Raw genomic sequence first — 26,118 nt, 5'->3', positions numbered from 1 at the left:
TTTATTTTTAAACCGGTGAAATCCAAAGGTTTAACCAAAATACAACGATTGTTAACATTTCAAATTCTAACGCAAAACGGTACCAATCACGGCTATTAAATTTAAACGTGCCAACCAGGTTCAGCAATGCCATGATCACTGCCAGCCACTGGCTAATTGAAAGTGCAAGGTTCATTAAGTCATCGAACGGCCCTTCGTTAGAAACTAGGCTAATCCCAACCATTGAAAGCAAAATAAAAATCATCGCAATCCAGTTCAAAGTTTTCCAGAAATTTGATTGATTTTCATGACCTGTTAATTGTTGATTAGAGTTAACGTTTAACAACCAACCAATCCCAACGATCAAAAGAGATAAAACAATGATTAGCATGAAATCAGAGATTGGGGTCGGAGGAATTTCAGGAATATTACCATGGGTCAAACTTGCTGGTAGAACCGTTCTTAAAAAGAGAACGACTAACCAGCAGGCAAAAAAGCTAATGATTCCATCCAATAGGTATTGGGCAGTAATTTTTAATTTGATAATCACCATTCCATTCTGTGTAATGTCATCTTAACTATTGTATACCAATTGAGGCAGATTAGAAAAGCGCTATATTTATAACTTCGGTAGCCGATACTCATAACTATCGTGCCATTCACCATCTAAGAAAATCGTAGGGATCCCACGAACTCCAGCAGCTGATAGCTCCCTTGTTGTTTGTTGGGTTTCTTTACTAGTTTTATGCTTGCTAACCCCATATTCTGATTCTAAATATTTTGGAACTTGGTCTATAGAGTAACGTTTAAAATGATTTTGATTGTGTACTAAGCGTTGAACGAATGCAAAGGCCGCTTGCGGATGAGCAAAGTCAACGTATTCGTGGGCCACATTGCCAATTCTTAATGCCGCCTTATCCTTGGTCCAAAATTTAATGTGCAGACTTAATCTGCCTCCAGCGATTGCAGCTTCAATATTTTTAGCATTGCGACTCCACCACTTTTTGCAATAACGACAACTCAGATTCATGACGACCGTCAATTGATGGGGAGCATCATTCTCCCCTAAATTCAAAGTGTCTTGACTATCAATTGGAATTGCTGACATTGAGATTCCCCCTATTCTTCTGCAACCGTAAATCGCGTCGTGTGATGGGCTGGTTTTTCGATTTCATCAATCACCGCTTTAGCTAGTGTTGAATATGAGATCTGCGACTTGCCATCTTTGTTCCGCAACACGTGGTTATCACCTAATTGATACTTCGTAGTCGGCCCCTCATATACGTCAATCGCTGGGGAAATGCCTAACCAGTTCACATTTTTAATGTCACGTAAAAACAGATATTCATTTAACTGCTCTCTAAATAGTGGTAAATACGGCCTCATCATTGGCACATTACGCAAATCCTGCATTAATAGATGTTCATAGCGATGCCCCGTCAACAGGCTGTTCGCCCCTAACATAAAGATCAACTTAGGCGCGTGCGTTTCGCGAAACATTGCCACTAACTTGGTAGCTAGATCCACTTGTAAGTAGGCCTGGTCTGGCTTAGGCAAATAGGCATCCACGATTACGTCAAATTGTTCCAATTGCTCTTTAATCAACTCCATCGGATTTCCAGCAATCAGTGGCGTTGTTTGACCAAATAATGCAATTGCCTTGTCCGCATCCTCATCAATGGCGGTCATTTGATTCCCAGTCATCACGCCTTGGCGCATAATTTGATTACCAGTTAGAGTTGTCGCACCGATTACTGCAATTTTCATTTTCATTTCTCCCCGTTCAATTAATATAGTTACTATTTTAATGATATCGTTGATGATGGCAATTAAATTGAACTTGTATAATTTATAATATATAACAAATTATTTATAATTAAAGAGAAGTTAGTTTCCACAATAAAAAAGTGTGCTCACTCAATCAGCACACTCCCTAACAATGAATCATCGTTAATCCATATCAATTAATATTTTTGTCCCCGTTCATAAGAATTATTATAAGGTTTAAAGTCATGATCATGTAATTGATAAGCAGCATCGATTAGCCAATTTGTGTTGCGTATCAAGGCCCGCCCTTCTAAAATCAAGTCTGCTTGTTGATTTTGTAAGATGTATTCACATAGTCCTGGATTGTCCAATAACCCCACCGTAGCAACAGGAATTGAAACGGCGTGCTTCAATTCGGTTGCAAATGGCGTTTGATAGCCATCGTGAACTGGGATGTTAGGAGCCTTATTGAGCAACCCTCCAGTTGAGGCATCGATTAGATCAACCCCATCTGCTTCTAGCCATTTAGCAACCCGCTTCCAATCTTCAATTGAGTTTTGAACTCCCGAATCATCGTAGTCAGTCAATGATAATCGAATCCACAGCGAACCGCTAAACCGAGCCCGAACCGCAGTAATAATTTCATGAACTAATCGGTAGCGGTTTTCCAATGAACCACCATATTGATCCGTGCGTTGGTTAGTTAACGCAGATAAAAACTGATCTAATAAATAACCATGAGCACCATGAATTTCAATCACATCAACTCCAGCCCGCTTAGCACGTTCAGCAGCACGCACGAATGCATCCTTAACTTCAATAATTTCAGAATCAGTTAATTCATGGGGAACCGAATATGAATCGCTAAATGGAATTGCACTGGGTGCTGACACAATTTCAGCATCCTCAGCTTTTCTACCAGCGTGGTTCAGTTGCACCCCCACCTTGGTTCCAAAAGAATGAAGCATCTTAACTAACGCACTTAATTTATCGGCTTGGGCATCATTCCAAAGCCCCAAATCATTATCAGAAATTCGACCATCAGGTTGCACAGCGGTGGACTCAGTAATTATCAGCCCTACCTTTGACAACGCTCTGGCCCCATAATGAGCAAAATGAAACGGCTCTAAAATGCCATCTTTATTACGTACTTCATACATGCACATGGGTGACATCACGACTCTGTTATTAAGTTCCAAGTTCGCAATTTTTACTGGAGAAAGCAATAAACTCATTTATATCAGTCCCTTCTTTACTTACTAAAGTATAGCAAAAACACAAGGGACATACCATTATTTACAACGGTATCAAATATAGATATAAATGTTATAATTAATCTGAACATATATTAAGTAATCATTTACAAGTTTTAACTACAAAAGTGGAAAGTTGGGATAAGCGATGCAAGAAAACGATCTAGATGCTTCAAACCTAGTTTCAGAATTCTTGGATAAACATTTATACATTACGAACGAATTCTACGAATTAATGAATACCTGCTTTATCAATTATAAGGGTTATGAAATTATTAAAAATGACGTAGAGGATAAGTTCGATAGGATCGATGTTAAATTATTCTTCAAGGATCCTACTAAGGATGTCCAACAAACAATATACATTGATGAAAAATCAGCCATTTTTTATCCTAATCCATCCAAGTATGGTGAATTAAGGACCTTTGCTTTTGAATTAACAAATAACTCGGACGATTCTTATGGACCATTGTTCGATCCTCAATCCAACGTTTCTGGATTATATTTAATTAATTGGATCACGTTAAAAAAAGAAAAGAGTTCCAGTGATTGGTGGAACCACCCTAATGAAAATAAGATCGTTAAAATTCATTCATTCTTATTAGGTAAGTCTGACGTTAAAAAATTAATTGAAGATGAATGTAAAAAGAATTACCCCGAAACTAGTTATAATAATTTTGAAGATATCATCGACTACTTCAAAGAAGATAGTAAGGATAAAAGAGTTGATTTAGTGGGCGATTACAATAGTGATAGGGAGAATTCTATCTCAATTATTAATCCTAGAATTGACGGAACTTCAATTCTTATTGGGACTGACATTTTAAGAAAAATTTCACTGGCTGAAATTACTTCTTATGAAGATCAGCAACCTAAATGCTATTTTTTGAAGGCATAACCGATTATGAAATTACAACTAATTTTACCTCTGGAACTAGTTAGTAAGCTTGATTTGGATAATTTCAATATCGAAAGATCATTAACGGCAAAAGAGCAAGATTCCAAGAATGGGCAAACAATCCAAGTCATTGCCACAAATGTAGATGAGGCAAATGACATTGCATGCGAAATCATCCCTGATTTAATGTCATTAAGCCCTGCTTATCAGTACCGTGATTTTTATACGATGCTAAACGTTTGGATGGATGAACTCGTTGAAGATTGTGAAATCTATTTCCAAAGTGACGTGGAGGAATTCATTGATGGTGATAAAGATGAGCAAGCTTTCTACAACTACATGGATTCCCTCGGGTTGATAGATGGTGATCTTACAGAATTCATCAATACAAAAATAACGCCATTAGGGGCCAGTTTAAAATTTATAAGTTAATCCGAGCTAATTAAATAAAAATGCCAGTGATTATTTCACTGGCATTTTTTATGGTCTCAAGAACAACAATTTAGCGAACATGCTACTTTGCTACTTTTTGCAGAACAAATTTTTCATCATTTAAGACAAAGTAAAATGGATCTGATGGATTATCTGGATGGTTCGATTTTAAATCTAATAGTTTTTCACTTTTAATTTCTTCATCACTATGGTTAATGCGTAACTGCTTAATATACTCATCCACTGGAACGCTTTTAATATCGTTATGGTCATAGTAAAGGTTTCTAACCTCACTCGCATCATTATTTTCTAGCAAGTATTTGATCAAAGCAATTTGCGATAAATCAGTAACAATTGGCACAAAATTAGTATAGTATTCGGTTTCCTCATATGTATCAGTAAAGTTACGATAGGTTATCTTCAAGGCCAAGTTGTTTTCAACTAATTCTGAACTCTTAATTGTATAGGCATTGCTTACAAAAGCCTGTTGGAGTGCATACTTATTAACTAGGGAGCTAGCATCAAAGTCATATGGCTTCGCTAGCGAAATCCCATAATAATCAGGTTGGGTATTATGATAATTATATACATCATACGGACCGATAAATAGATAGATAACCTCTGTCAGATCCATATCGATTTTTTTAGCATTTAATTCAGATTGTAGCTGCTTTAAGTTCCCAACATGGTTACTTGAAGAATGGTCACTAAAGGATAATTGGTAAATGTTGCCATCTGACATTTTGATCACAAAATAACAACTATTCGTGCTTTCTGACTTTTTAGAATTAATAATCTTTTCAATCTTGATCTCTTTACCTAACATTACTGATATTACTTTTTCCATATCTGTCATAAAATTAAATCTCCTTAAATAAAATTTATCAAGTAACAAAAATGACACAATGTTACCGAACTAATTTGATGAAACTTAATCAAAGTATATTACTTTAAAAACTAGCAATCAATAACTTTTTGTTGCTATTCATTGAAGTATCTGAGCTAGCTTTTTCTCAAACAGTGGTGCTAATAAGTGGTTGCCCTTAATCGTCGGATGCAAAAAATCATCATTTAGATAATTATTTTGTAAATTGTTCATCTTCCGATTCAAGTCCTTGTCACTATACAAGTCTAAAATTGTGAACTTCCACTTCTTCTGTAATTCATAAACCGAATTAACTAGTTGTGCATACTCAGGATGCTTTTCGTTAACACAAGTATAAACTAAAACTGGACAGTCCCAGTAATCGTTAACGTATCTCAAAATAAATTCGATTGCCCCAATCGTAGTATCAGTATCAAATGCACTGTAATCATAAGTCAATGCAGTTTTCCCCAGCGGCTTATTTGAAGATTCATCATTAGTTGATAACTGCAAGACAAAGGCATCTAACGAATCGTTTATTGAAATATTATTCACTAACCGCTTATGATAAGTCAGATTGGACGAACCAGCTAGTGTAGTTCCAGAAATAGCCTCTTTAACTGGAACGATGCCATCATTACTAGCTAAAATATCAACAAATGAAATGTGATGGGACTTAAAGCCCTTCGTCACCGATGACCCCAGAAAGGCAATCCGCTTCCCCTTTAAGACGCCAGCACCCTGGGCTTTACTAAATTGCATATAATCGGGATCATCTAAAATGTGCTTGCGAGTAAATGGATTACTAGTAATTTCATCACTGATCAAATTCATCATTCCACTTAATTTTACGTTCAAAGCTAATCACTTCCTAATTGTTACTGATTATACACTTTGCAAAATAAAATATATAAAAAACCGTCTTATATTAAAATAATAATAAAAATTAAAAACGTTTAACAGTGGTTTCCCAATATAATATATAATAAAAACATATTTATGAATTAGCAATGGGAGGAATTTGCATGAAAGACGTGCTCAAAATATTAAAAGAAGCTACTGATGCCATTCACTATTTAGGAACAGCAGAAGGTAAAAAGTTCACAGATGACTTAAACATAAAATACTTCGCTGTGTTGAACCATCGCATCGCTAAATTAAGTGATGAAATTGAACTTTCAAAGGTTAATATTGCGAATGATTTTGCTAAAAGAGCACAAATCGTAGATGAACAACCCTTAACTTCGAATCAGGTTAAAATGATGTTAGCGCTTGAAGAAAAGGTAAAGGTCAAGCAGCACTCTTACAGTAATTACGATTTCAAGGAAATTACGCTTGATTTAATGATTCACTTGCAAAATAACATCGACACCTTTAAAAAAATCGTTCAATATGAAAAAGAAAATGGCCTCTCTGAGTACTTTCCCACCCATAATAAAAAAATGATCATCGAATTAAAGAAGCTATACAAGATATTATCTAAACACCAAAAAGACTATTACTATTATAGCGATGCTTTTAATGAAAACATTAGTTTCATTAAAAAGACCGACTTACCCGTTGACCTATAAATTAAAAAAGAAGTCACCATCAACGATGGGACTTCTTTATTTATTATTAATTCTTTTTATGATTGGGGGATGGAGAACCTTTTTTGCCATTCATATGATTCACAGCTCCATTTGTTGACTGGACATTGGCTTTCAATTCATTGATCTTATGAATTAAAAGACCAATTTCATTTTCCTTTTTAACTAGCATGTAAATTAGTGAATCTTGTGACAAGTTCACCTTATCTTTAATCAGCGCATTGCGCATTTGATTAACCTCTTCTTCACGTTCTGCTTCAATCGATTCGTGAAAATTATCATCATAGTCTTTTTCTACTTGGTACTGCGTAATGTAGCGTTCAACATCATAAGCGCTAATCAACTTATACTTATGTTTAAATTTATCATTATCATTTGCAATGCTAACTGATTCGATCTCATCAGTTGGTTTCCCAACGATCTTTTTAATCAAGTTATACTTGCTAGATTGAGACTTCAATGAAACTTTAATGTCATTATTAATGGCGACTCTAACAGTAGCATCCACGGTAAAGTAAATTTCCTTGTGATTGGAATTAGAATTAGTGGCAACCACCACTCCATACTTCCGATCTTTAACCCAATTATATTCTACCATTTTACATTCAGCTCCTTTAAATCCTTTTGTAACAGGCGATTCCATCGTTACTGTAAATATTAGAGAATGAATCGAAAACTATCTCAATGAATGATAACATTATTAATGTTATCCTAAATAAGGTTAATAGTCACTAAATAATAATTGCTAATTTTTCAAGGGAGCTGACTGTGTAATGATTAAAAAAATTCATAAATTATTGTATCCAGTAATCCACTTATTTAGAAAAATGGGGTTATTAAATACCATCGCTTTCATTAATGGCTTGTTCGTCTCAGCAGTGCTTTACTTGCTGTTGAGCCTATACGCTTTAAAGCATTGGCCATTGCCAACGTGGTACGTTTGGACATTCTACGGCGTATGGATGCTAAGTTGTGTTGTTTCGACCTATGATATAGCATGTAAAAAGTTCCTAGATGATTAGTTTTTAGTAGTATTAACTCAAAAAAGACATCAATTGATCCTGAAATGGATGGTTGATGTCTTTTTTGATGTAGTGTGGTGGAAATGAGATTATTGACACCAATTTATAAATTAAATTGATAGTTGAAATTTGATTTATTTATTCTTTGCTCAGTCCATTGTTACTTATTGATTTATCAAACGAAACGCGATTCCAATAATAACAAAATTTAGTTGTCCAAGAATTTAACCCTATAAAATCAGAAGCCGTCTGATGTTATTTCAATACTGCTCCTATGATAATAATATAGACCATTTTTATGGCATGTCCTTTAGCGCGTACCATAGAATGAACTCTAATTCACTATAATTATATAATCTTAATGTACCATTTGAAATTATATAAATACTTAACTTAATTTTATAAAATATTTAAGCTAGATGCTATAATTAAAAATAATAATAGATAGTCACAAAAACTGATACATAAACGTTTATATAAATGCATAACCAGGGAGATGTTTACTATGAAAATTAAAAACAAACTTGTAAGCTTGATGACGGTGTTGATCACATTCTTTACCGTTAATACCGTCACGAAAACCGTCCACGCTGACCCCAATCCATTAGCCGGGGCTGACCCAAGGGTCGTCAACCAAATTTTGAACAATTTTAGTGTCAACATGCCGAACCGCTATTTACTTTATGATCCCAATCCATATATGGCAAATGCCAATTATAAAAAAGGCACCAAAGTGATTTATAATTTTACCAATACCAGTTTACAATTCAGCCAACTTCCGGCAAATGAAACTGATACCCAATATGGCACGAGAAAAATTAAAAATCAAGCAACCGGAACCATCGTTAAAAAAACCATGAGTGATTGGGGAATCATGTATTACCAAGTTAAATTCAACTATCCTAAAAAAACGTATTGGGTACTAGCGGCCGATTTACATCTACCAAAGAATCCCAATAAACATAACACCACCGTCACTGATGCCGAAAACCAAGACGTGGGGCTCAACTATGTTAACTACATTCGTGATCAACATGGGTTACAACCCTTAACATGGAACGACCATCTCTATACCTTAGCCCTGGAACGAAATCAACAACTGATCAAAACTAAATCAATATCACATTATGCTGCTGATGGTAGTCTTCAAGTTGACGATTTAATTAAACAACATGGCTGGGATGACGATGGTGTTGGTGAAAATATTCAAAACACATATTCATCAGATACACCAACTGATACCATGATCAACATGGTCAACGAATTCACGTACAACGATGCCGTTGGTGAAAAATGGGCCCACCGTAGAAACATCTTAAGTACAATCGCTACCCAAATGGCCATGGCAACCACTTATAACGACGGAAAGTATTACCAAACCATGTTATTCGAAGAATAGTAACAAACAAAAGCATTGATTATTCTTTGCTTTTCATACATATATATTTTAATCGAAATGATGAATAAGCATTATGATACCAAAAAATCCTTAATCAATGCGATGAAAACATGGATTAAGGATTACAATAATAATAGATTAAAAGAAAAACTAGGATACCAGTTACCAAATCAATATTTGGGATTGATATCCTAGCAAAAGTATTAGTCTAACCGATTGGGGTCAGATCATTCGCTTTTTATTTTTTATAAAATTTACATTAATATAAATGAATACTATTTATCCAATTGTGAAATTCCGTCTCCTAAAGCGCTGAATAATTGTCTAATGTTTGACCATTGATTCACAACATCAGGATCTTCATTAGTTTGAGATCCATCAGAGCCTTGGCTGACCTTTTGGCTTCCAGATACAAATGTAGCTTTAATAGTAGTCAGCTTATCAAAATCAGAGTGTGATAATTTACTCTTCAAACGATTGGCAAATCTTAGATAAATTGAATTAGCAACATTTTCTATAGCTTTCATGTTACTAGAGGACATCATAACATCATCATTTGAACTAACTAAATCACTTGCATCCACATTAGTACCCATATCAGTAGCAATATTATTTAATGATGATCCAATGCCGCTATAAGATAATGAATATCTAGGGGAAGCAACAACATAATTATCATTATTAGATCCTGGAATAATATCGCTACTAAATTCAGAACCAACTTGATTATTATAAAATTTAATATCATCATTTAGCTGATTAGCAGTAACATTAACCTTTTGCTGATTAGCTTTAGATTTAAAAATAGTCTTGGTATTTTTAGTCTTTTTCTTACTTTTTTTAATATTTTTCTTCAATACCTTAACATGAATATTTTTAGCATTTGTAACAGCTGAATGAGATACCAAAACTGGTGCAACTAGAATCAATGCTAAAAATAAAGTTAAAAGTTTTTTTGAATTAATCATTATGTAATCTCCTTATAAAAAAATATTATACGTCAAGCAAAAATATTATACATTAAGGAAATATAAAAATCAATATTTAATTCTGCTCCTATGATTAAATTTTGGACAAAATTTTTAATCCGATATAATTATTATTAAAAGGAGCTTTTTATTATGCCAAAATCATATTCAAAAGAATTCAGAGATTCAATTATTTCACTATCAAAGCAAGGCCACAGTATTAAATCATTAGCTAAAGAATACGATGTTTCAGCTAACACGATCAGTCGTTGGTTGAAACAGAGTTCCACTATTAATGTTGATGACAAACAAATTTCTTATGAAAAGTATGTTCAAATGGAAAAGAAATTAGCTCAAGCTCAGGAGGAATTAGAAATTTTAAAACGAGCTGCGGTGTTACTTGGGAAGCGTTAACAATCAAGAAAGCCTTAGGCTTTATCAAGGATAGTTTAGAACATGGACACCGCTTAGCTACCACTCTAAGGGCTTTTAAAATGCCTAAGAGCACCTACTACTATTGGGTAAATCATGAACCAACCGCTAGATATAATCAAAATGTTATTTTGAAACGGGCAATTTTGGTGGCATAGAAAAAGAGTCGATACGTTTATGGATACCCAAGAATTCACCAAGTCCTTTTGAACAAAGAAATTAAAGTAAGCTCTAGAACTGTTTGGAAGCTAATGCATTCAATGAATGTTCATTCAGTTCTGAATAAAAAGTATCTTAAGCCAACCACGCATAACGATTATGAACAAAGATCCAATTTAGTTAAGAAAGATTGGTGCACCGCATGGTGTGCAGATATAACTTATATTCCATTAACTAATCATAAATGGGTATATTTAGCTAGTGTCTATAATCCCAATAACCATCAGGTCTTATCCCATCAAGTGGGCAATGAAATGACTGCTGATTTAGTGACTAAAACGATGCAAAAAGCAGTTAAGAACGCTGACAAACTCGTTTTCTTACACAGTGATATGGGTAGTCATTACACTAGTGATCAATTCGAAAAATTATTAAATAAGTTGAATATTAAGCATTCTTACTCACTGAAGGGGCATCCTTACGATAATACCTATATTGAGAATTTTCATTCAATGCTGAAACGGGAACTTGTTTTTCAAACAAAGTTTGAAAGCATCGAGGAAGTAATCGCCAGTATTGATTGGTATGTAAGATGGTACAACAATGAAAGAATTAGCTTGGTAAAAACTACATAAAATTAGTCCAAGTTATTGACATAGGAGCACACTAAAATTAAATACTAGTCATCCACTAACAAAAACACCATCAAGTCCATTGAACTTGGTGGTGTTTTTGTTTATTTTATATAATTATACTTACTAAATGCATTTTGCTACATTTTAATCATTAGGATTAGTTGCACTCCATGTCATTGAATCTTTATTAAGATAAAGAGTTCCATTTGGATTACTCTGCTTTACTAGAGGAGCAGCAGCTTTGTAAACATTATACATTTTATTAAAGTATTCAGCTGTTCCCGCTCCTCCTGTATATGAAGGATTTTGAATATCATTACCTAAAGCATCAATGTAAGCATATTTATATGCGGGATTATTATAATAACGAACACTTAATTGTGATCCACCTTCATCATTTGGACCTTGCGCTTGCCAAACTTCACCACCATTATTATAATAATAGTTTTCAATAATACTTCTATTCTTTACAAACCATTCTCCAAATGATGAATATTTTGATTGTTTATCAGTACCATCAGAGTTTAGTTTTTCTTTCTTACTTTTAGCTTTTTTCGCTTTCTTTACTTTTTTAGTAGATTTATGTTTCTTAGTAGCCGCACTAGCTTGTTGGTAACTTTGTAAGGTTGTAACACCAGTACCTGCTAATAATGCACTTAATGAAAGTACTGTTAAGAATTTCTTAGCCTTCATAATTATCATCTCCGTATAATTTTGTATGTATTACATGAAACATGATAACATTTATTGTTTATCATATCTAGTTTCATGTAAGTTAAAGTATCTTAAAAATTTATGGGCAATTAATTTAATTTAATAATATATTTAAATGTTTTCGTAATGAAGATTCGTTACGTTTTTTTGATCAGTAGAACTTGTAGTAGGTCTTAGTACCGAAGTCTAGTTTGTTACTATCTGAACGTTGGTCAACGTAAACTATATTGTGAATATTTTTGAACTTGTTTTGAATTTCATTTTTGGAATTAGATGGTTTAATTGTTGCGGTGTTGTAGCCCTTAGCGGTGTATGACTTAGGGTTTAGTCCATGAGTACGATACTTAGCGACCCAATTGGCAGGACGGGTTTTAGTGAAAATCTTGTCAATGTTAATGTGATAGTAATCACGGTATAATTTCTTGATATTGATATATTTTATATCATGACCATATTTACCACCGATTTTATTTAAATCGTTGTCGAATAGGAGATTTAATTCGGGGTGGATATCGGTAATGGATTTTCCAACTTTAGCAGCATATTTTGTCCAACTTTTTGGTGGTAATTGACTAGATGAAATCTGTCCATTTCTTTGCATTTCTATTTTAATACCGTCGATGTATCCTTTGGATGTGAATCCACGTTGATATTTAAGCGTGTTTTGATTAAGATATTGGGGTTTAGTTTTCCAAATAGGCATTTGGCTAAGAGGTGCGTTAGGATTGGCTAAGTTACCAGTAGGGTTATCATCTTGTGTCCATTTAGGTGTTTTAAGATTTGGGCTACCTAAGTAGTCAGCATGTGCAACGTTAGCAACATTGTTACCACTAAAGTTACTAAAGTTAGCAACAGTGACGAGACTGGCCGTCGCAACGGCCATTAGGACAGATTTCTTGAGAAAGTTTTTGATCGGGTTCATACTTTAACACTCCTTTATTATGTGGTGCTCTAACGGATATCCGTTAGGTTTTTTGATTAGAAATCGTTTTTATTGCTTGTTTGGTCTTGATTGGATAAGAGAACACCATGAGCACGATCAAGCATAGTTTTTGCGTATTTAGCATTGTTCATTGCTGTAGTGTAAGTGAATGGCTTGTAACCTTTGACCATATATTTACTTGGATTGATACCATTGGCGTATTTCTTAGTGTAGTTCTTGACGGGTGACTTGGTAAGTAGTTTTTCAATTTTAATGTGGTAAACTTGACGATAAAATTTCTTAATGTTAATGAATTTGTTGTTGTATTTGTACTTACCCGTTTGATTTTCATAAGTCCAGATTACATTATTGGTGATTAAAGCAATTACTTGGTGTTTATTCCAATCGGATGTGGTTTGAGTCCATGCTTTAGGAATTATGTGTTTAGTGTCTCCACCAAAAGTCATGGTTCCATCGTTGTTTAAGTCAACGGCAATACCTTCGAGGTATACTCTTTTTACTGTGGCACGACGGTATTTTCCGTCGATACTTTGAAAGTGAGACCCAGTTTTGTAAACTGGCATAGTTGTGACGGATGCATTTGGATTAACAAGTGTTTCTTGAGCTGATTTATCAACACCTTTGTTGCTACCATTTTGATTAGGATCGTTAGGGTTATATGCAGCAAGTGCTACATTCGCCACGTTATTTACGTTAGCAACACCAGCAACAGTGACGAGACTGGCCGTTGCAACGGCCATTAATACAGTTTTATTGAGAAAATTTTTGATCGAGTTCATACTTTAACACTCCTTTAGTATGTAGTGCCCTAACGGATATCCGTTAGGATTTTTTTGATTAGTATTTAGTAGCTGTACTAAAATCATTCTTTGGTGACCATCGTCTTTGGTCTTTGTATGAAATGTGGTGTAAACTGTTAATTTTATTTACAACTTGTTGTTTAGACCATTCGGTATGGTTGAGGCCACTTGTTGAGTACCCTTTAATCATGTATGATTTAGGATTAACACCGTGTGTGCGATACTTAGATTCCCAGTTCTTTGGGCGGGTGTATGTTAGAAGGTTGTCAATATTAACATGGTAGTAATCTTTGTATAATTTTTTAATGTTGTTGAAGGGGTTTTTGTAATTATCAGTATATTTTGTTGGATAAATTACAAAATCGGAATTCATTACAAGCATTAGTTCTGGATGAGTTACTTTAAATCCGCCATGTTGATATGTGTAATTAAGCCAACTTTTTGGAATAGATTGTTGTAGAGTTAACACGCCATTAGTTTCTAAACGAACTTTTAATCCATCTAAATAGAAATATTTAACTCCATGTCTGTCATATTTTTGGTTCATACTACCTGGCGTTAGATAGTCTGGATTGGTTACTGCAATATTGTTGCCAGTTTTTGATTTACTTGCAATTACAGTTGCTTGATTTCCATAATCTTTTTGCGGATTAGTCCATGCATCATACTTAGCTGCATTCGCCACGTTATTTGCGTTACCAAAGTTAGCAACAGTGACGAGACTGGCCGTCGCAACGGCAATTAGGACAGATTTTTTGAGAAAGTTTTTGATCGAGTTCATATTTGAACACTCCTTTAGTATGTATTGTCCTAACGAATATTCGTTAGGTTTTTTGATTAATATTTAGTTGCGGTTCCAAAGTCTAGTTTATTGCTGGTGATGCGTTGGTCTTTGTAGACCACGTTGTGTAAATTCTTTAACTTGGAATCGAGGTTGGTAGGGTGATTAAACTTATACATTTTGTAAAGGTCGTTAGCAGTGTAACCTTTTACCATGTAAGTTTTAGGATTGAGGCCATGTTTGAAGTATTTAGTGCGCCAATTGGCGGGTCTGGTATACGTTAGGATTTTATCGATATTAACGTGATAGTAATCACGGTAAAGTTTTTTAATATTGACAAATTTGTTACTGTATTTGTATTTGATAAATGTTCTATTTGTTAATAGTACAAATTCAGGATGCGTTTTGTAAAAGTCAAGATGTGTAGAATGATATTTTAGCCAAGGGTCTAAAGTTCCAATATAATTTGAACTTTGCACATAGATAGCACCGTCATTTTCAACGGTTACTGGAATTCCTAGAAAATACATATCTTTATTTTGACTTCGTGTAAATGTACCGCCATTGGTTTGAATTACTGGCATGGTTGATGGTGATGAGTTTTTATTGGCAAGGGTATATTTTACGAAATTATCGCTGTTCCAGCCTTGACCTTTAGCGGTATTTAAATCCAGATTAGTATTAAGTGAATACGTTTTAGCATTCGCAACGTTATTTCCGCTAATACCAGCAACAGTGACGAGACTGGCCGTAGCAACGGCCATTAATACAGTTTTATTGAGAAAATTTTTGATCGAGTTCATACTTTAACACTCCTTTAGTATGTAGTGCCCTAACGGATATCCGTTAGGATTTTTTTGATTAGTATTTAGTAGCGGTACTAAAATTATTCTTTGGTGACCATAGTCTTTGGTCTTTGTATGAAATGTTGTGTAAACTGTTAATTTTGTTTACAACTTGTTGTTTAGACCATCCTTCATGATCAAGACTACTTGCTGAGTATCCTTTAACCATGTATGATTTAGGACTAACGCCATGAGTGCGATACTTAGATTCCCAATTCTTTGGGCGGGTGTAAGTTAATAGTTTGTCAATATTAACATGGTAGTAGTCTTTGTATAATTTCTTAATGTTGTTGAATTGGTTTTTTGGATTATCGGTATATTTTGTAGGATATCTTGTGAAATCACCGTTGGTTACAAGGGCTAGTTCTGGGTGTGTGTATTTGAATCCACCTGATTTATAATTATATTTAAGCCAACTTGATGGAAATGATTGTTGTAGTGTTAATCTTCCGATTGTTTCTAGTCGAACTTTTAATCCATCTAAATAGAAATATTTGAATCCATTTCTAGCATATTTTTGATTTACACTACCAGGTGTCATATATTCAGGCTTTAATACAGCAATATTATTTCCGGTTTTGTCTTTACTTGCGATATTTGTGTATTGGTTTCCATATTTACCATTCGGATTAGTCCATGCATCATACTTAGCTGCATTCGCCACGTTATTTGCGTTACCAAAGTTAGCAACAGTGACGAGACTGGCCGTTGCAACGGCCATTAAGACAGTTTTCTTGAGAAAGTTTTTGATCGAGTTCATATTTGAACACTCCTTTAATATGTAGTACCGTTACAAATATTTGTAACGGGTTTTTTGTTTGATTAGTTGACGCTGTGGTATTCACTTTGATTCTGCTTTTTAACTTCTTGGTATGTTAATGCGCGACGATAAAATGTTTTGTTGCTAAAATCGTTATATTTTGAATTACCACGTTGATCTTTTAGATAAACGTTGTGGACCTTGTGGTCGAATAGACTTTGAACGTAACCTTTTTGGGTTAAGGCTTTGACACGAACTTGGCGAATGACATCTGCGTTGTAGCCTTTAACCATGTATTTACTAGGATTCATACCTTTTTTGAAATACTTGTATTGATTTTTAGGCTTATTAACGGTTAGTAATTTGTTTAAGTTAACGTGGTATACTTGTTTGTACATAGATTCTACATTAACTAGCATCCCACCAGAGGAATATGCATTACGATATTTAGTTGGGACTGCATATGAAATTCCATCTCTTAGCATGTTGAATTCCGGATGATTTTTCCAGAATGATGGTTTTTCCATTGCCTTCATCCATTTTGAATTAGGATAAGGACTTAAGCTACCATCACTATCAAGGCTTACCGGAACGCCTTCAAAGTATAGTTTTTTATTGCTTTGTCTATAGTATGCGTTATTATTAATAGGATTTTTTACTTTGTAAATGGGCATGGTAGTAGGGGATGCATTTTTGTTAATCCATGTGGAAAAACCAGATGTATTTTCGTTGGTCCAGTTCTTAGTTAGCGGATTTTCGGTCACTTTTGCATTTGCAACGTTATTTTCGCTAACACCAGCAAAAGTGACGAGACTGGCCGTCGCAACGGCCATTAGGACAGATTTCTTGAGAAATTTATTCATAATTATATGTACCAACTTTCTTCTTAATAATTTCTTAATTATAATTTTACCATATGTCTAATATATACCCAAATTAGATGTGATCATGTGATAATATCTAAAACGTTTTTATATCGCATCATTTTTTAGTGTGCATTTATTTTAGTACATTATAAATACTGAACTTAATTCGGTGTTTTATTTGTTAATACATTTGATTTAATGCTCATCTGGGACCCGCTTAACCCCTGGACCCCCTTACCTACGGGAAAAGCTCTGCTTCCCCCTTCGGTCAGTGTACCAGGGGTGCCCCAGATTGCTCCTTAAAATAGTCTATATTATTGATAAGACGCTATCGAGTATATCAAGATCGTTAAAATCGTTTTATGCAATTTTTTTGACAGCTAATATGTCTTATAGTATATTTAAAAATAAATAGTAGTATTAGTAGCACTTTATAGCTACTCGTAGCTCCGCTGCGTGAGAGGTCAAAGCAGCCTAACCATAAAATGTTTCGTGAATGGATTTGATCCATTCCGTAAGTGGTGGACTTATCGACGACAAATACACCACCATAAAATAAACTCTGTCGAGGCATTGCCAAACAAGTTCTGAACACTCGAACTTGGGAACTGATGAGGGTAGAATACGCAGTTCTATGGATTGAAATTAATTCGTATTGGCTGGTGAGTCTGAAGACCAGGTGAGGCTGGCAGACTTGTGAGCAACAAGCGTTTGCTTGTTCAGAGGACGTTCTTCCTAAATATTAGGGAGCAATATCGTAAAAAATCACTATAATACATAATACAAATGATAAAATTTTAAAAAGTGGACGGGAGACAGTGCTTCCCGTCCTAAGATTCGTAACAAAAGAACTCGAATAATACATGGCGTGCCGCCATTAGCATGATTATGTAAATGATGCATTAATGTTCATTTTTAAATTGTTAATATTCACTAGCAATTTTAAATGGATTTAGTGCGCAATAATAAAATAAAGTACGTTAACCCCCTAGTATTAGGGGTAAATGTCGCAAAAAATATGATAATAAACACTACAAATAATAACATCATAAAAGAACGTCGGGAAGTAGAGTTTCCTGTTTTAAAATGCGTAATAATGACATCATTCAAAGATTTCATCCAATGTTCAGGGCGTACCGCCCTTCGTATGATTATGTAAATGATGCATTAATGTTCATTTTTAACTTGTTAATATTCGCTAGCAATTTTAAATGGATTTAGTGCGCAATAATAAACTAAAGTACGTTAACCCCCCTAGTATTAGGGGTAAATGTCGCAAAAAATATGATAATAAACACTACAAATAATAACATCATAAAAGAACTTCGGGAAGCAGAGTTTCCTGTTTTAAAATGCGTAATAATGACATCATTCAAAGATTTCATCCAATGTCAGGGCGTACCGCCCTTCGTATGATTATGTAGATAGCTATTGGTGGTTTTCAATTTTAATGTAATTGTAGTGCCATAAGCATCTACCATGTTAATTAACCCTCCCATAAATAAAGGACCGCAGCTGTGGTCCTTTATTTAGTTTTACCATCCAAAGGAGCTGATGTATATGTTCAAAAATCATAACCAGTTTAATCTAATGCTAGATGAACAGCTGCGCTTCCAACTCCCACTAGCCAAGCTAGCCAGCTTCCATTTAGCTCCTGAGCAACAGCGCTCAGTGTGCTTTATTCTAGGTGATCAACACTGCCAAGTCCCCATCAACAAAGAGGGGGTGGGACGATTAGCTAAAAAGGATGCCATTAAGGAGCAACTCGGTCCTTATAATGCCCTCCTGCTCACGGTCCATCAAGGGACGCTAGTGGTCAAGAACAGTGAGCAGTTGCTGCAACAAGATATCAAGCATTTGGCTAGCCAGTACGGAGCCCATTGCCCCCGCAGCAACTATTTAGCCACCACCGCTCAAATTGCCTGGGCCTTCATGCAAAAGGCTGATATGAACGTTCAAAAGCTCAATCAACTCATGTATCTAACATATGCCTACCACCTGATCAAGTACCATGGGGAGCGCCCCACCCTGCCGCAGCGCCATTCGCAACTATTCAATGCCCAGTTCGTTGCTACGGTGAATGGGCCCCGCTGTACGGCTTATGATTTCACTGGGATTGAACGCGCCGGCATATCGCAGCTCGATCCTGAGTATCCTAACGTTGCCCTCTGTTTTAAAGCTGCCATGGCAGTGGATTATGTATGGCAACTCTATGGAGCGTTCAATGCCTATCAATTATCAATCATCATTGAGCGTGATGGAGTCTGTAACTTCGCGTTCAATGATTCTAATGCCCCAGCGACCAAACAGGGGATTCATATCACTGATATCAACATCCATGGTCACTACCAAGCGGCCCCCTTCTTTGATCAAGATACGATTCCCCCTAAGGAACCGCCATTGGATGATTCCATAATTGACATCTTTGAATAAATATTAATCGCAAACAGCACACCATTAAACGGTGTGCTGTTTTGCATTCTCAGGAGGTTTTACCATGCATCCACCATGACGTCACTACCAACATTCTATTTATCATTCGCTAACCAGAAAGGAGTCCTAAGTATGGACATTATTAATTCACTTAAAATTGCTAAGGCATTATTTAGCACTAACGACCCTAAGAAATTCAAGGAAGTCATCTCACATATCTACACCATGGCTAGTAAGCGCTATGATGCTAACTATGGTAAGGAGCTTGATCGCATTGAGCGCGACATGTTGCCTGCGGAACACCCTAAAGCCCTCGCTAACATCTATCGATCCATGTGTGTGGCAGAGCATAAGTATCCCTCTGATAAGGGCTTTGCCGGGAAGAACATGTTCCTATATGCCATCTATTCGGTCATCCACAAACAGCTCAACCCCAAAGATGTTGCCCACAAGTTCCGAGGGGCTAATTTCAAGGTTGCGGTGTTAGGTGCTAATCAAGCCATCCTATGGCTACGTAGTTAAGGAGGCCCCCATGTATGTTCAAATCAACCCCCCCTAACCACAGGCGGGCACTAAATAAGGTTATCAATCTAAAACTAAAGGAGACGGTTAAATGACAATGAAGGAAGATACTAAACAACTACGCTTGATCAATAAACTGATGGCAGCTAAGAACTTGAACCTGGCCCGCTCAGAGATTGAGCTGACCCGCAAGATTACTGAGCTATCCAAGGAGTTGGCCAAGTTAAGGTCAATCAAAGATGACTACGTTAAGACGATGAGCGAGACGATCAAAAATCTCAGTGAAAATTATCTCTACTATGTTAATGATCAACAACAGAAGCTGGATGCCAGCCAACGGTTGGCCGATCATGAATCAACTCCGGAGCAAAAACGGGGCATGAACTACCGAGGCTACGCTGGGGGCGCCTTGATCAAATACCTCGCGCACCAACAACAGCAAACCTCCGATCATAAATAGTCAGTAATGCTCAGTAGCAACGCCCGGTGGCAACCAGGAGGGTTCGACTCGCTCCGTTGTTATTGATGGTGCGTGCCACCATCAAGCGTTCAAGGGACGTAGTTAATCACTACGCCCCTTTTTTGATGCCTACACTAATGATTTCCAGAAAGGACTTGATATTATGACATTTCTAAATTCCAATCGCTTCGCCGCTTTAAATCAATTTTTAACCACTGTTTCTGGGTGCGATCAACAGTATCATATTCAATCCATCCTCTTCTGTAATAACGCTGCTTCGACCTCATCGACCTACCTGATCGTGGCTGATGGGATGGGGCGCGTCTACTCACTGGGCTTCAGTGATCACTCGGCGTTCAGACATCGGATCCCAATTGACCCCGTAGTGCCAGTGGATGCCATGGTGGCAGAAGTCCAAGCTAATGCACCCCTCAATTGTAAAATTAACTTCAGTAGTGATGTTGCGTTCTTCGGGATCCATGAGGCCAAGCCTTACAAGTATGCAGATGTTCAATCACTGAAAAATAAGTGTGCCATTGAACGGAGCTTTTCATCAGATGTCTGCTACATCAAGCGTGTTGACCTAAGACACCACGGCAAGACGCTCGTCGTAACGTATACTTCATACCACAATCCCAACGTGGATAAAGAAGAAGTCACCTATGTCAACTTTATCCCACACACTAACTTTGCTGATTTTAGACTAATCAAGTTCTTGACCAGTCGCTATTCAACAGCCAAGGCAAAGCTCTTATTCTACAACAACCATGATGCCCAGATGGATAAGTACCTGCGGGCCCAAAACAACTTCAAAATGGATGCAAAACGCCCCAATAGCTGGATCTACGGGCAGAAAGGAAGTCCTAAATATGTCTAATCAGAGCGTAACCACTTATCGAGCGGTGCTTGATTTCTTCTCAGTTAAACTAAACCAACGCTCAGCCACCATGGCTAAGGCGCTGACCTACATGGCCTATACTGATTACCCTGGCCCAGAGCAGTTGTTCCTAGGCCAATATCGAGCTAATCGCTGGCCGTTGCAGTATCACATCGGACCTCGTGACCAACCACCAGGCCCGCTAGTTCTAACCCCGCAGACGATCGCATTCTTAGAGCAGGTCTGGAAGATGTATGGATACATGAATCAATTTGAGCTCCACCTCATCTGTCTCATCAACACCCATGATCACCACCAGCACCTCGTGATCAGTAACCATGACGCAAACTAATTGTGCCCATGCCCATCCTTGATTGGATGGGTTTTTTTATCGGGCGCGCAATAATCGCAGGGGGGGTAAAAAGATAGTAACGCTCAATTGGACTATGAAAAATGGATATAAATTAGGTAGATAAGGAGCGCCAACTAATGAAAACACATAAAATATTAACCATCCTCAATACATAGTGAACCGTGGCCACATCATTGCATACTCACTATCGAAGGGAATCAGTATCACTGGTAAGTATAACCCATCAGACCAGTCGGGTGATCAAAACAACCCTAAGAACCTATTTACCCAGACCGCTTATAGTAATCAACGAGTTCAAACCCGTTTTGAAACTGTCGTTAGAAATGCTTTAAAGCGTGGCGAAAAGGTAATCTACCAAGTAAAACCAATTTTCAAGGGGAATGATTTAATGGCTCGAGGCGTTCAAATGCAAGCAGTTTCAACTGACGGTAAATTGAATTTCAACGTTTACCTATTCAACGTCCAACCAGGCATAGAATTCAACTATGCAACTGGTCGCTCAAAGACCAACTTGCAAATGTACATTACACAACCATACGCAAGATAAATAAATAAAGACCAGTAGCATTAAAATATGCTTATGGTCTTTATTATTTACTTTGTAGATTTGGAATTAAAATTATTCTTATCGCTAAATTGGCGTTGGTCAGTATACTCAATTCCAGTTAATTTATCAATTGTTTTCTTAAATTGATTAAATCGCTTATTGTTATTAGATTTATAACCACTAGCGTCTGGGAAATATTGTTGAAAAATTTTGTAATTGGCTAGGTTAAATCCATGAAGACTTCTTGGAATCGTATATCCCTTTACCATATAAATTTTTGGATCTAAACCATTCTTATATTTAGTTTTCCAATCACTAGGTCGCGTCTTGCTAATCAGTTTATCAATGTTCACATGATAAACATCCTTATATAGTTTTTTGATATTAACATATTTAGTAGAATACTTATATTTATTATGGAATGCAAGTGTAGACATTGCATCATTATAAAGCAAATTTAATTCCGGCCTCTTTGCGTAGTTTTTACCACTCAACCAGGACTTATTTTTAGTACTATCATTTTCAGATAGTGTTCCATCAGCTGTTAAAGTAGCTTTAATTCCTTCGAAATAAATATCTCTAGAATGAGATCTAATATACTGATGGCTTGTGTCATCATAATAAATTGGCATTGTGGATGCTGGAGCGTTTGGATTAAGCAACTTTCTATCAGCATTTACGTTTTTTGATCCGAAAAATGAGAGTAAAGAAATTCCAGCAGTGAACGATGTTATCAATATTTTGAAAAGTGTTTTTTTATTTAAATTCATATGTATTCCTCCGATTTAAAATATCAATAAAATCATTTTACCATAACTAATAATATTCAACATTAATTATATATCTATTAATATAAACCATTATTCAATTCATTTTACTTAATACTGTCTATATAATACAATGCTAATAAAAATAGGAGGAATAATTATGACAAAATTTAAAAGAATATCTACGTCCATTTTAGCTTTGATAATATCAACTTTATTACTTGGCGTATTTTTAAGTAATAAAAATAATTCAGTAGCAAAGGCAGATGAAAATAATAGCAGTTTAACTAATTCTGGAGGATTAGCTTCTAATAATTTCGAAGAAATAATGAAAGAAAAAAATGATCCTAATTACTTTACTCCATCAAGTCAGAAAGACTACTATAAGAGTCTTAAAACAAACTACATAAAGGTAAATAAGTTAATCGGTGCATCAACTAAATTAGGAGGAGTACCTATTTACCCAGTCAATGTAAATTATTATGTAAGGGTTAAGTCAATCAAACATTATGATGGTAAATATTGGTTACTACTGGATAATCAAGATAAATATGTAACAAACAATTACGAATATATATCAGCAAATAAAAAATATGTAAAATTTATCTCAAAAGACGTATTTAACTCTATTGCATTTGTAGGTGACCCAAGAGGTTATGAAAATGGAGCTTACCCTAACATTCCCGTACCTGGAATCATTTCATATGCGACTTATATCAGAGATTATTCAGCAGGAGAAAAAGCACAGCATGCAACAGGGGGACTTAGAACTAAAAAGGCCCAAAAAGTATATAGTAATAGGAGTAAAAAGACAAGTTTACAATTGGCACATTACTTTAAAGGAAAGGAAATCCATGCAACTAAGTACTACGTAAAACGTGCTAAATACTTCAATAAATTATTCGGATTAAAGGGTAAGTATAAATTACAAAACTTTGTTAATAGATTAGTAGGATAGATTATCTATTCAAAATAATAAGGCTAACTGCAATTAATAATGCAGCTAGCCTTTTTTGATTTGCAAACATGGATCATTCCAACCGCTCATGATGATTCACCCTTCTTGACACTCCTTCCGCATCCCGAACCTGCGGAGATACGGCCGACTGCACGAGTGGTCAGACTTAAAGCAGAGAGCGGAATAGCGATAGCTATGAAGCCCACTTTCAGCTGACCACGAGTATTGCGCATAGTGACTCTGTCCGCTTGAGCCAATGATCCCGCAAGGGATGGCTCAAAGGACCGAGGAACCGATGCGCTTCGGTCGGCGGAGCAGGGAAGGATGCGGAAGGGGTGGAATAACAAAATATATATATATTTATATCATCAGTTTATTTTTTATTTGATATTAATTATATTAAAATGTATCATTTATATATAATAAAATTTAAGGGGGGTAGATGATTAATGAAGATTAGCAAGTATTTACTTACTGGAATTGCAGCTATAACAATGGCTAGTTTTACGCTTTCGGATACAGCGTATGCAAAATCAACTACATATAAGATTAAATCAAATAAGGTCAGTTATTATTCAAAGTTACCAAACAAAAAGCATAACTTTAAGGTCAAGGTTGTTCGTGAAGTTAAGAATAAGTCGGTTAAGGTAAAGCAAATAAAGACAGTCCAACATGTTAAATACGCTAAAATTGGTAATAAGTGGGTTAAATTAAGCCAATTAGTCAAAGTTGCTAATAAACATTATAGTAAACAAAAAGACAACGATGACTCGAGTTATGACGACTCTAATTCAAATAATGATAACAATTCAGATAATTCCAACTCAACTAACGATAACAGTAACTCAAATACTACTAGTAATATTAATTGGAACGATCAGAATATCAAAAAACAAGTAGTTCAAGCTGCCCTAGACTATCTAAACCAATTCAGAACTAATGCCGGTCTGCCAGCATTAAAGGAAAATGAACAATTATCAACTGTTCTTGATAAACGAGCCGAAAAATTAATCGACAACTTCGCGCACGTTGATAGCAATGGAAATTCAATTACTAAAGATGTTGCTGCTCAAATGGGATTTGATACGAATAAAGCACCATTTCTTTATTTAGGTGAAAACATCGCTCAAGGAAATGCATCTCCCGGCGAAAGCATTCAAGATGTTGGTCGAGAAGGAATTCAAATGTTCCAAGATGAAGGTCCTGAAAATGGCGATGGTAAAGTTCATGGACACTATGAAAATGATATGTCCACTAAGTATGATGAAGTCGGAATTGGTTTTAGCTATGATCCTAATACCGGTAGAACATTCTTAGCGGTTGACTTCACTAATTCAAATAATACTAGCAATAACTCCTCAACATCTAATAATAATTCAGTAAATTCAAAAACTATAAATTTTGCAAATAGTAGCGCTGCATCTATCAAGAGTTCAAGCGCTAACATTTTAAAAAGCAGCGCTAGTAGTGCACAGAGCAGTGTAAGTTCTAGTGCAAGCTCAACCCCTAGTAGCGCCCAATCATCAGTTTCAGATTCTACTGCAGATTGGACTTCTGATAGTGCCCTATCAAAAGCAGCAGACACCGCTGTATCTGCATTAAACCAATTTAGAGCTAGTGTTGGAGCACAACAATTGCAAGTAGACGATAAGCTTAGCAAAGTTGCCGCTGCTAGAGCTAAACAAGTAATGGCCAACACTACTCGTTACAATGACAAGGGTGGCTTTCTTGCACAAGATGTTGCAACGTCCCTTGGCTATGATTTTAATAGCGTTCCATTCAATAAATGGACAGAGGTACTTGATTTTGGTTTTAGTAATGTCGGATTGGGGCAATTACCATCAATTCAAGACACTGCAAAAGAAACTATTGAAAACTTAAAAAATGCTAACGTTCCAAATACTCTTTCCTATAGCACATACCAAGACGCAACGTCTAATGACTTCAATGCTGTTGGAATAGGCGCTAACTATGATCCTTCAGTTCATCAGCTTTACTTAGTTCTTGAAATGGGTAATAATTCCAATTAATTCACACTAAAAAAGGGCGATACCACACACATACCGTGCGGCAT

Annotated in this window: 28 protein-coding genes and 2 pseudogenes; 14 read left to right on the top strand and 16 right to left on the bottom strand. The window is 35.8% G+C overall.

What is annotated here, in order from left to right; genetic code table 11:
- Window positions 1-7: 7 nt before the first annotated feature.
- The 4 genes from ACSVI6_RS08180 to ACSVI6_RS08165 form a co-directional block, all read right to left on the bottom strand.
- Window positions 8-532, bottom strand: a complete 525-nt coding sequence (locus ACSVI6_RS08180) for a hypothetical protein (RefSeq protein WP_491721095.1) — start codon at window positions 530-532, stop codon at window positions 8-10.
- A 66-nt stretch (window positions 533-598) separates the two neighbouring features.
- Entirely contained in the window at window positions 599-1,087 is a 489-nt protein-coding gene (locus ACSVI6_RS08175; protein WP_491721094.1) for a thioredoxin domain-containing protein, read from the bottom strand.
- A gap of 11 nt (window positions 1,088-1,098) precedes the next feature.
- A complete protein-coding gene (locus ACSVI6_RS08170; RefSeq protein ID WP_491717630.1) occupies window positions 1,099-1,746 on the bottom strand; it encodes an NAD(P)-dependent oxidoreductase in 648 nt (215 codons plus the stop codon).
- Window positions 1,747-1,943: 197 nt separating this feature from the next.
- Window positions 1,944-2,981 (bottom strand): NADH:flavin oxidoreductase/NADH oxidase, encoded by a 1,038-nt coding sequence (locus tag ACSVI6_RS08165; RefSeq protein ID WP_491720228.1) that lies wholly within the window; start codon window positions 2,979-2,981, stop codon window positions 1,944-1,946.
- Window positions 2,982-3,147: 166 nt separating this feature from the next.
- Here ACSVI6_RS08165 and ACSVI6_RS08160 point away from each other — a divergent pair, with 166 nt between their 5' ends.
- Both ACSVI6_RS08160 and ACSVI6_RS08155 read left to right on the top strand, forming a co-directional pair.
- Window positions 3,148-3,897: a hypothetical protein gene (locus ACSVI6_RS08160; protein ID WP_491721093.1), complete on the top strand. Its 750-nt coding sequence runs from the start codon at window positions 3,148-3,150 to the stop codon at window positions 3,895-3,897.
- 6 nt (window positions 3,898-3,903) lie between these two features.
- Window positions 3,904-4,329: a hypothetical protein gene (locus ACSVI6_RS08155; protein ID WP_491721092.1), complete on the top strand. Its 426-nt coding sequence runs from the start codon at window positions 3,904-3,906 to the stop codon at window positions 4,327-4,329.
- 82 nt (window positions 4,330-4,411) lie between these two features.
- On the opposite strand, the gene ACSVI6_RS08150 is transcribed toward ACSVI6_RS08155, so the two are convergent.
- Together ACSVI6_RS08150 and ACSVI6_RS08145 are read right to left on the bottom strand one after the other, a co-directional pair.
- Complete coding sequence (locus ACSVI6_RS08150; protein WP_491721091.1) at window positions 4,412-5,185, bottom strand: hypothetical protein; 774 nt, start codon at window positions 5,183-5,185, stop codon at window positions 4,412-4,414.
- Between the two features lie 129 nt (window positions 5,186-5,314).
- A complete protein-coding gene (locus ACSVI6_RS08145) occupies window positions 5,315-6,052 on the bottom strand; it encodes an SGNH/GDSL hydrolase family protein (RefSeq protein ID WP_491721090.1) in 738 nt (245 codons plus the stop codon).
- 167 nt (window positions 6,053-6,219) lie between these two features.
- On the opposite strand from ACSVI6_RS08145, the gene ACSVI6_RS08140 reads away from it, so the two are divergent.
- Entirely contained in the window at window positions 6,220-6,765 is a 546-nt protein-coding gene (locus tag ACSVI6_RS08140) for a hypothetical protein (protein WP_491717624.1), read from the top strand.
- A gap of 46 nt (window positions 6,766-6,811) precedes the next feature.
- Here the strand turns inward: ACSVI6_RS08140 and ACSVI6_RS08135 are convergent, their stop codons facing one another.
- On the bottom strand, window positions 6,812-7,381 hold the full coding sequence (locus ACSVI6_RS08135) for a hypothetical protein (protein ID WP_491721089.1): 570 nt from the start codon (window positions 7,379-7,381) through the stop codon (window positions 6,812-6,814).
- Window positions 7,382-8,310: 929 nt separating this feature from the next.
- Between ACSVI6_RS08135 and ACSVI6_RS08130 the strand changes: the two genes are divergently transcribed.
- Window positions 8,311-9,204 (top strand): CAP domain-containing protein, encoded by an 894-nt coding sequence (locus ACSVI6_RS08130; RefSeq protein ID WP_491720232.1) that lies wholly within the window; start codon window positions 8,311-8,313, stop codon window positions 9,202-9,204.
- Window positions 9,205-9,479: 275 nt separating this feature from the next.
- On the opposite strand, the gene ACSVI6_RS08125 is transcribed toward ACSVI6_RS08130, so the two are convergent.
- The gene (locus tag ACSVI6_RS08125) at window positions 9,480-10,172 is read right to left on the bottom strand and encodes a hypothetical protein (RefSeq protein ID WP_491717621.1); all 693 of its coding nucleotides are present in this window, start codon (window positions 10,170-10,172) and stop codon (window positions 9,480-9,482) included.
- A 153-nt stretch (window positions 10,173-10,325) separates the two neighbouring features.
- Between ACSVI6_RS08125 and ACSVI6_RS08120 the strand changes: the two genes are divergently transcribed.
- Entirely contained in the window at window positions 10,326-10,586 is a 261-nt protein-coding gene (locus tag ACSVI6_RS08120; RefSeq protein ID WP_491720233.1) for a transposase, read from the top strand.
- Between the two features lie 191 nt (window positions 10,587-10,777).
- A pseudogene (locus tag ACSVI6_RS08115) lies at window positions 10,778-11,398 on the top strand (IS3 family transposase); the annotation flags it as partial.
- A 144-nt stretch (window positions 11,399-11,542) separates the two neighbouring features.
- Here the strand turns inward: ACSVI6_RS08115 and ACSVI6_RS08110 are convergent.
- The 7 genes from ACSVI6_RS08110 to ACSVI6_RS08080 all read right to left on the bottom strand — a co-directional run bounded on the left by ACSVI6_RS08110 (window position 11,543) and on the right by ACSVI6_RS08080 (window position 17,074).
- Window positions 11,543-12,091 (bottom strand): hypothetical protein, encoded by a 549-nt coding sequence (locus tag ACSVI6_RS08110; protein WP_491720234.1) that lies wholly within the window; start codon window positions 12,089-12,091, stop codon window positions 11,543-11,545.
- A 172-nt stretch (window positions 12,092-12,263) separates the two neighbouring features.
- Window positions 12,264-13,034, bottom strand: coding sequence for a hypothetical protein (locus ACSVI6_RS08105; protein ID WP_491720235.1), 771 nt, complete (start codon window positions 13,032-13,034; stop codon window positions 12,264-12,266).
- 56 nt (window positions 13,035-13,090) lie between these two features.
- Entirely contained in the window at window positions 13,091-13,834 is a 744-nt protein-coding gene (locus ACSVI6_RS08100; RefSeq protein ID WP_491721088.1) for a hypothetical protein, read from the bottom strand.
- A gap of 58 nt (window positions 13,835-13,892) precedes the next feature.
- Complete coding sequence (locus ACSVI6_RS08095) at window positions 13,893-14,636, bottom strand: hypothetical protein (protein WP_491721087.1); 744 nt, start codon at window positions 14,634-14,636, stop codon at window positions 13,893-13,895.
- Between the two features lie 56 nt (window positions 14,637-14,692).
- On the bottom strand, window positions 14,693-15,439 hold the full coding sequence (locus ACSVI6_RS08090; RefSeq protein ID WP_491721086.1) for a hypothetical protein: 747 nt from the start codon (window positions 15,437-15,439) through the stop codon (window positions 14,693-14,695).
- A gap of 58 nt (window positions 15,440-15,497) precedes the next feature.
- Window positions 15,498-16,241 carry a hypothetical protein gene (locus ACSVI6_RS08085; RefSeq protein ID WP_491721085.1) on the bottom strand — a complete coding sequence of 248 codons (744 nt, stop codon included), beginning with the start codon at window positions 16,239-16,241 and terminating at the stop codon, window positions 15,498-15,500.
- A gap of 62 nt (window positions 16,242-16,303) precedes the next feature.
- Entirely contained in the window at window positions 16,304-17,074 is a 771-nt protein-coding gene (locus ACSVI6_RS08080) for a hypothetical protein (protein ID WP_491721084.1), read from the bottom strand.
- A 1,758-nt stretch (window positions 17,075-18,832) separates the two neighbouring features.
- On the opposite strand from ACSVI6_RS08080, the gene ACSVI6_RS08075 reads away from it, so the two are divergent.
- The 6 genes and pseudogenes from ACSVI6_RS08075 to ACSVI6_RS08050 all read left to right on the top strand — a co-directional run.
- Entirely contained in the window at window positions 18,833-19,540 is a 708-nt protein-coding gene (locus tag ACSVI6_RS08075) for a Panacea domain-containing protein (protein ID WP_491721083.1), read from the top strand.
- A 132-nt stretch (window positions 19,541-19,672) separates the two neighbouring features.
- Window positions 19,673-20,062, top strand: coding sequence for a hypothetical protein (locus ACSVI6_RS08070; protein ID WP_491721082.1), 390 nt, complete (start codon window positions 19,673-19,675; stop codon window positions 20,060-20,062).
- 91 nt (window positions 20,063-20,153) lie between these two features.
- The gene (locus tag ACSVI6_RS08065; RefSeq protein ID WP_491721081.1) at window positions 20,154-20,522 is read left to right on the top strand and encodes a hypothetical protein; all 369 of its coding nucleotides are present in this window, start codon (window positions 20,154-20,156) and stop codon (window positions 20,520-20,522) included.
- 163 nt (window positions 20,523-20,685) lie between these two features.
- Window positions 20,686-21,399, top strand: a complete 714-nt coding sequence (locus ACSVI6_RS08060) for a hypothetical protein (RefSeq protein ID WP_491721080.1) — start codon at window positions 20,686-20,688, stop codon at window positions 21,397-21,399.
- Window positions 21,392-21,751 (top strand): hypothetical protein, encoded by a 360-nt coding sequence (locus ACSVI6_RS08055; protein WP_491721079.1) that lies wholly within the window; start codon window positions 21,392-21,394, stop codon window positions 21,749-21,751. Before ACSVI6_RS08060 ends, ACSVI6_RS08055 begins: the two co-directional genes overlap by 8 nt.
- A gap of 172 nt (window positions 21,752-21,923) precedes the next feature.
- Window positions 21,924-22,319: pseudogene (locus ACSVI6_RS08050) on the top strand (DNA/RNA non-specific endonuclease); the annotation flags it as partial.
- 47 nt (window positions 22,320-22,366) lie between these two features.
- On the opposite strand, the gene ACSVI6_RS08045 reads toward ACSVI6_RS08050, so the two are convergent.
- Entirely contained in the window at window positions 22,367-23,089 is a 723-nt protein-coding gene (locus tag ACSVI6_RS08045; protein WP_491721078.1) for a hypothetical protein, read from the bottom strand.
- A 157-nt stretch (window positions 23,090-23,246) separates the two neighbouring features.
- On the opposite strand from ACSVI6_RS08045, the gene ACSVI6_RS08040 reads away from it, so the two are divergent.
- Together ACSVI6_RS08040 and ACSVI6_RS08035 are read left to right on the top strand one after the other, a co-directional pair.
- The gene (locus tag ACSVI6_RS08040; RefSeq protein WP_491721077.1) at window positions 23,247-24,044 is read left to right on the top strand and encodes a hypothetical protein; all 798 of its coding nucleotides are present in this window, start codon (window positions 23,247-23,249) and stop codon (window positions 24,042-24,044) included.
- A 449-nt stretch (window positions 24,045-24,493) separates the two neighbouring features.
- Window positions 24,494-26,074, top strand: a complete 1,581-nt coding sequence (locus tag ACSVI6_RS08035; RefSeq protein WP_491721076.1) for a CAP domain-containing protein — start codon at window positions 24,494-24,496, stop codon at window positions 26,072-26,074.
- Window positions 26,075-26,118 lie beyond the last annotated feature (44 nt).

The organism is Nicoliella sp. ESL1106 (assembly GCF_058509965.1).
The sequence above is the reverse complement of the archived record's forward strand: the minus strand, read 5'-3'. Positions and strand labels throughout refer to the sequence as shown.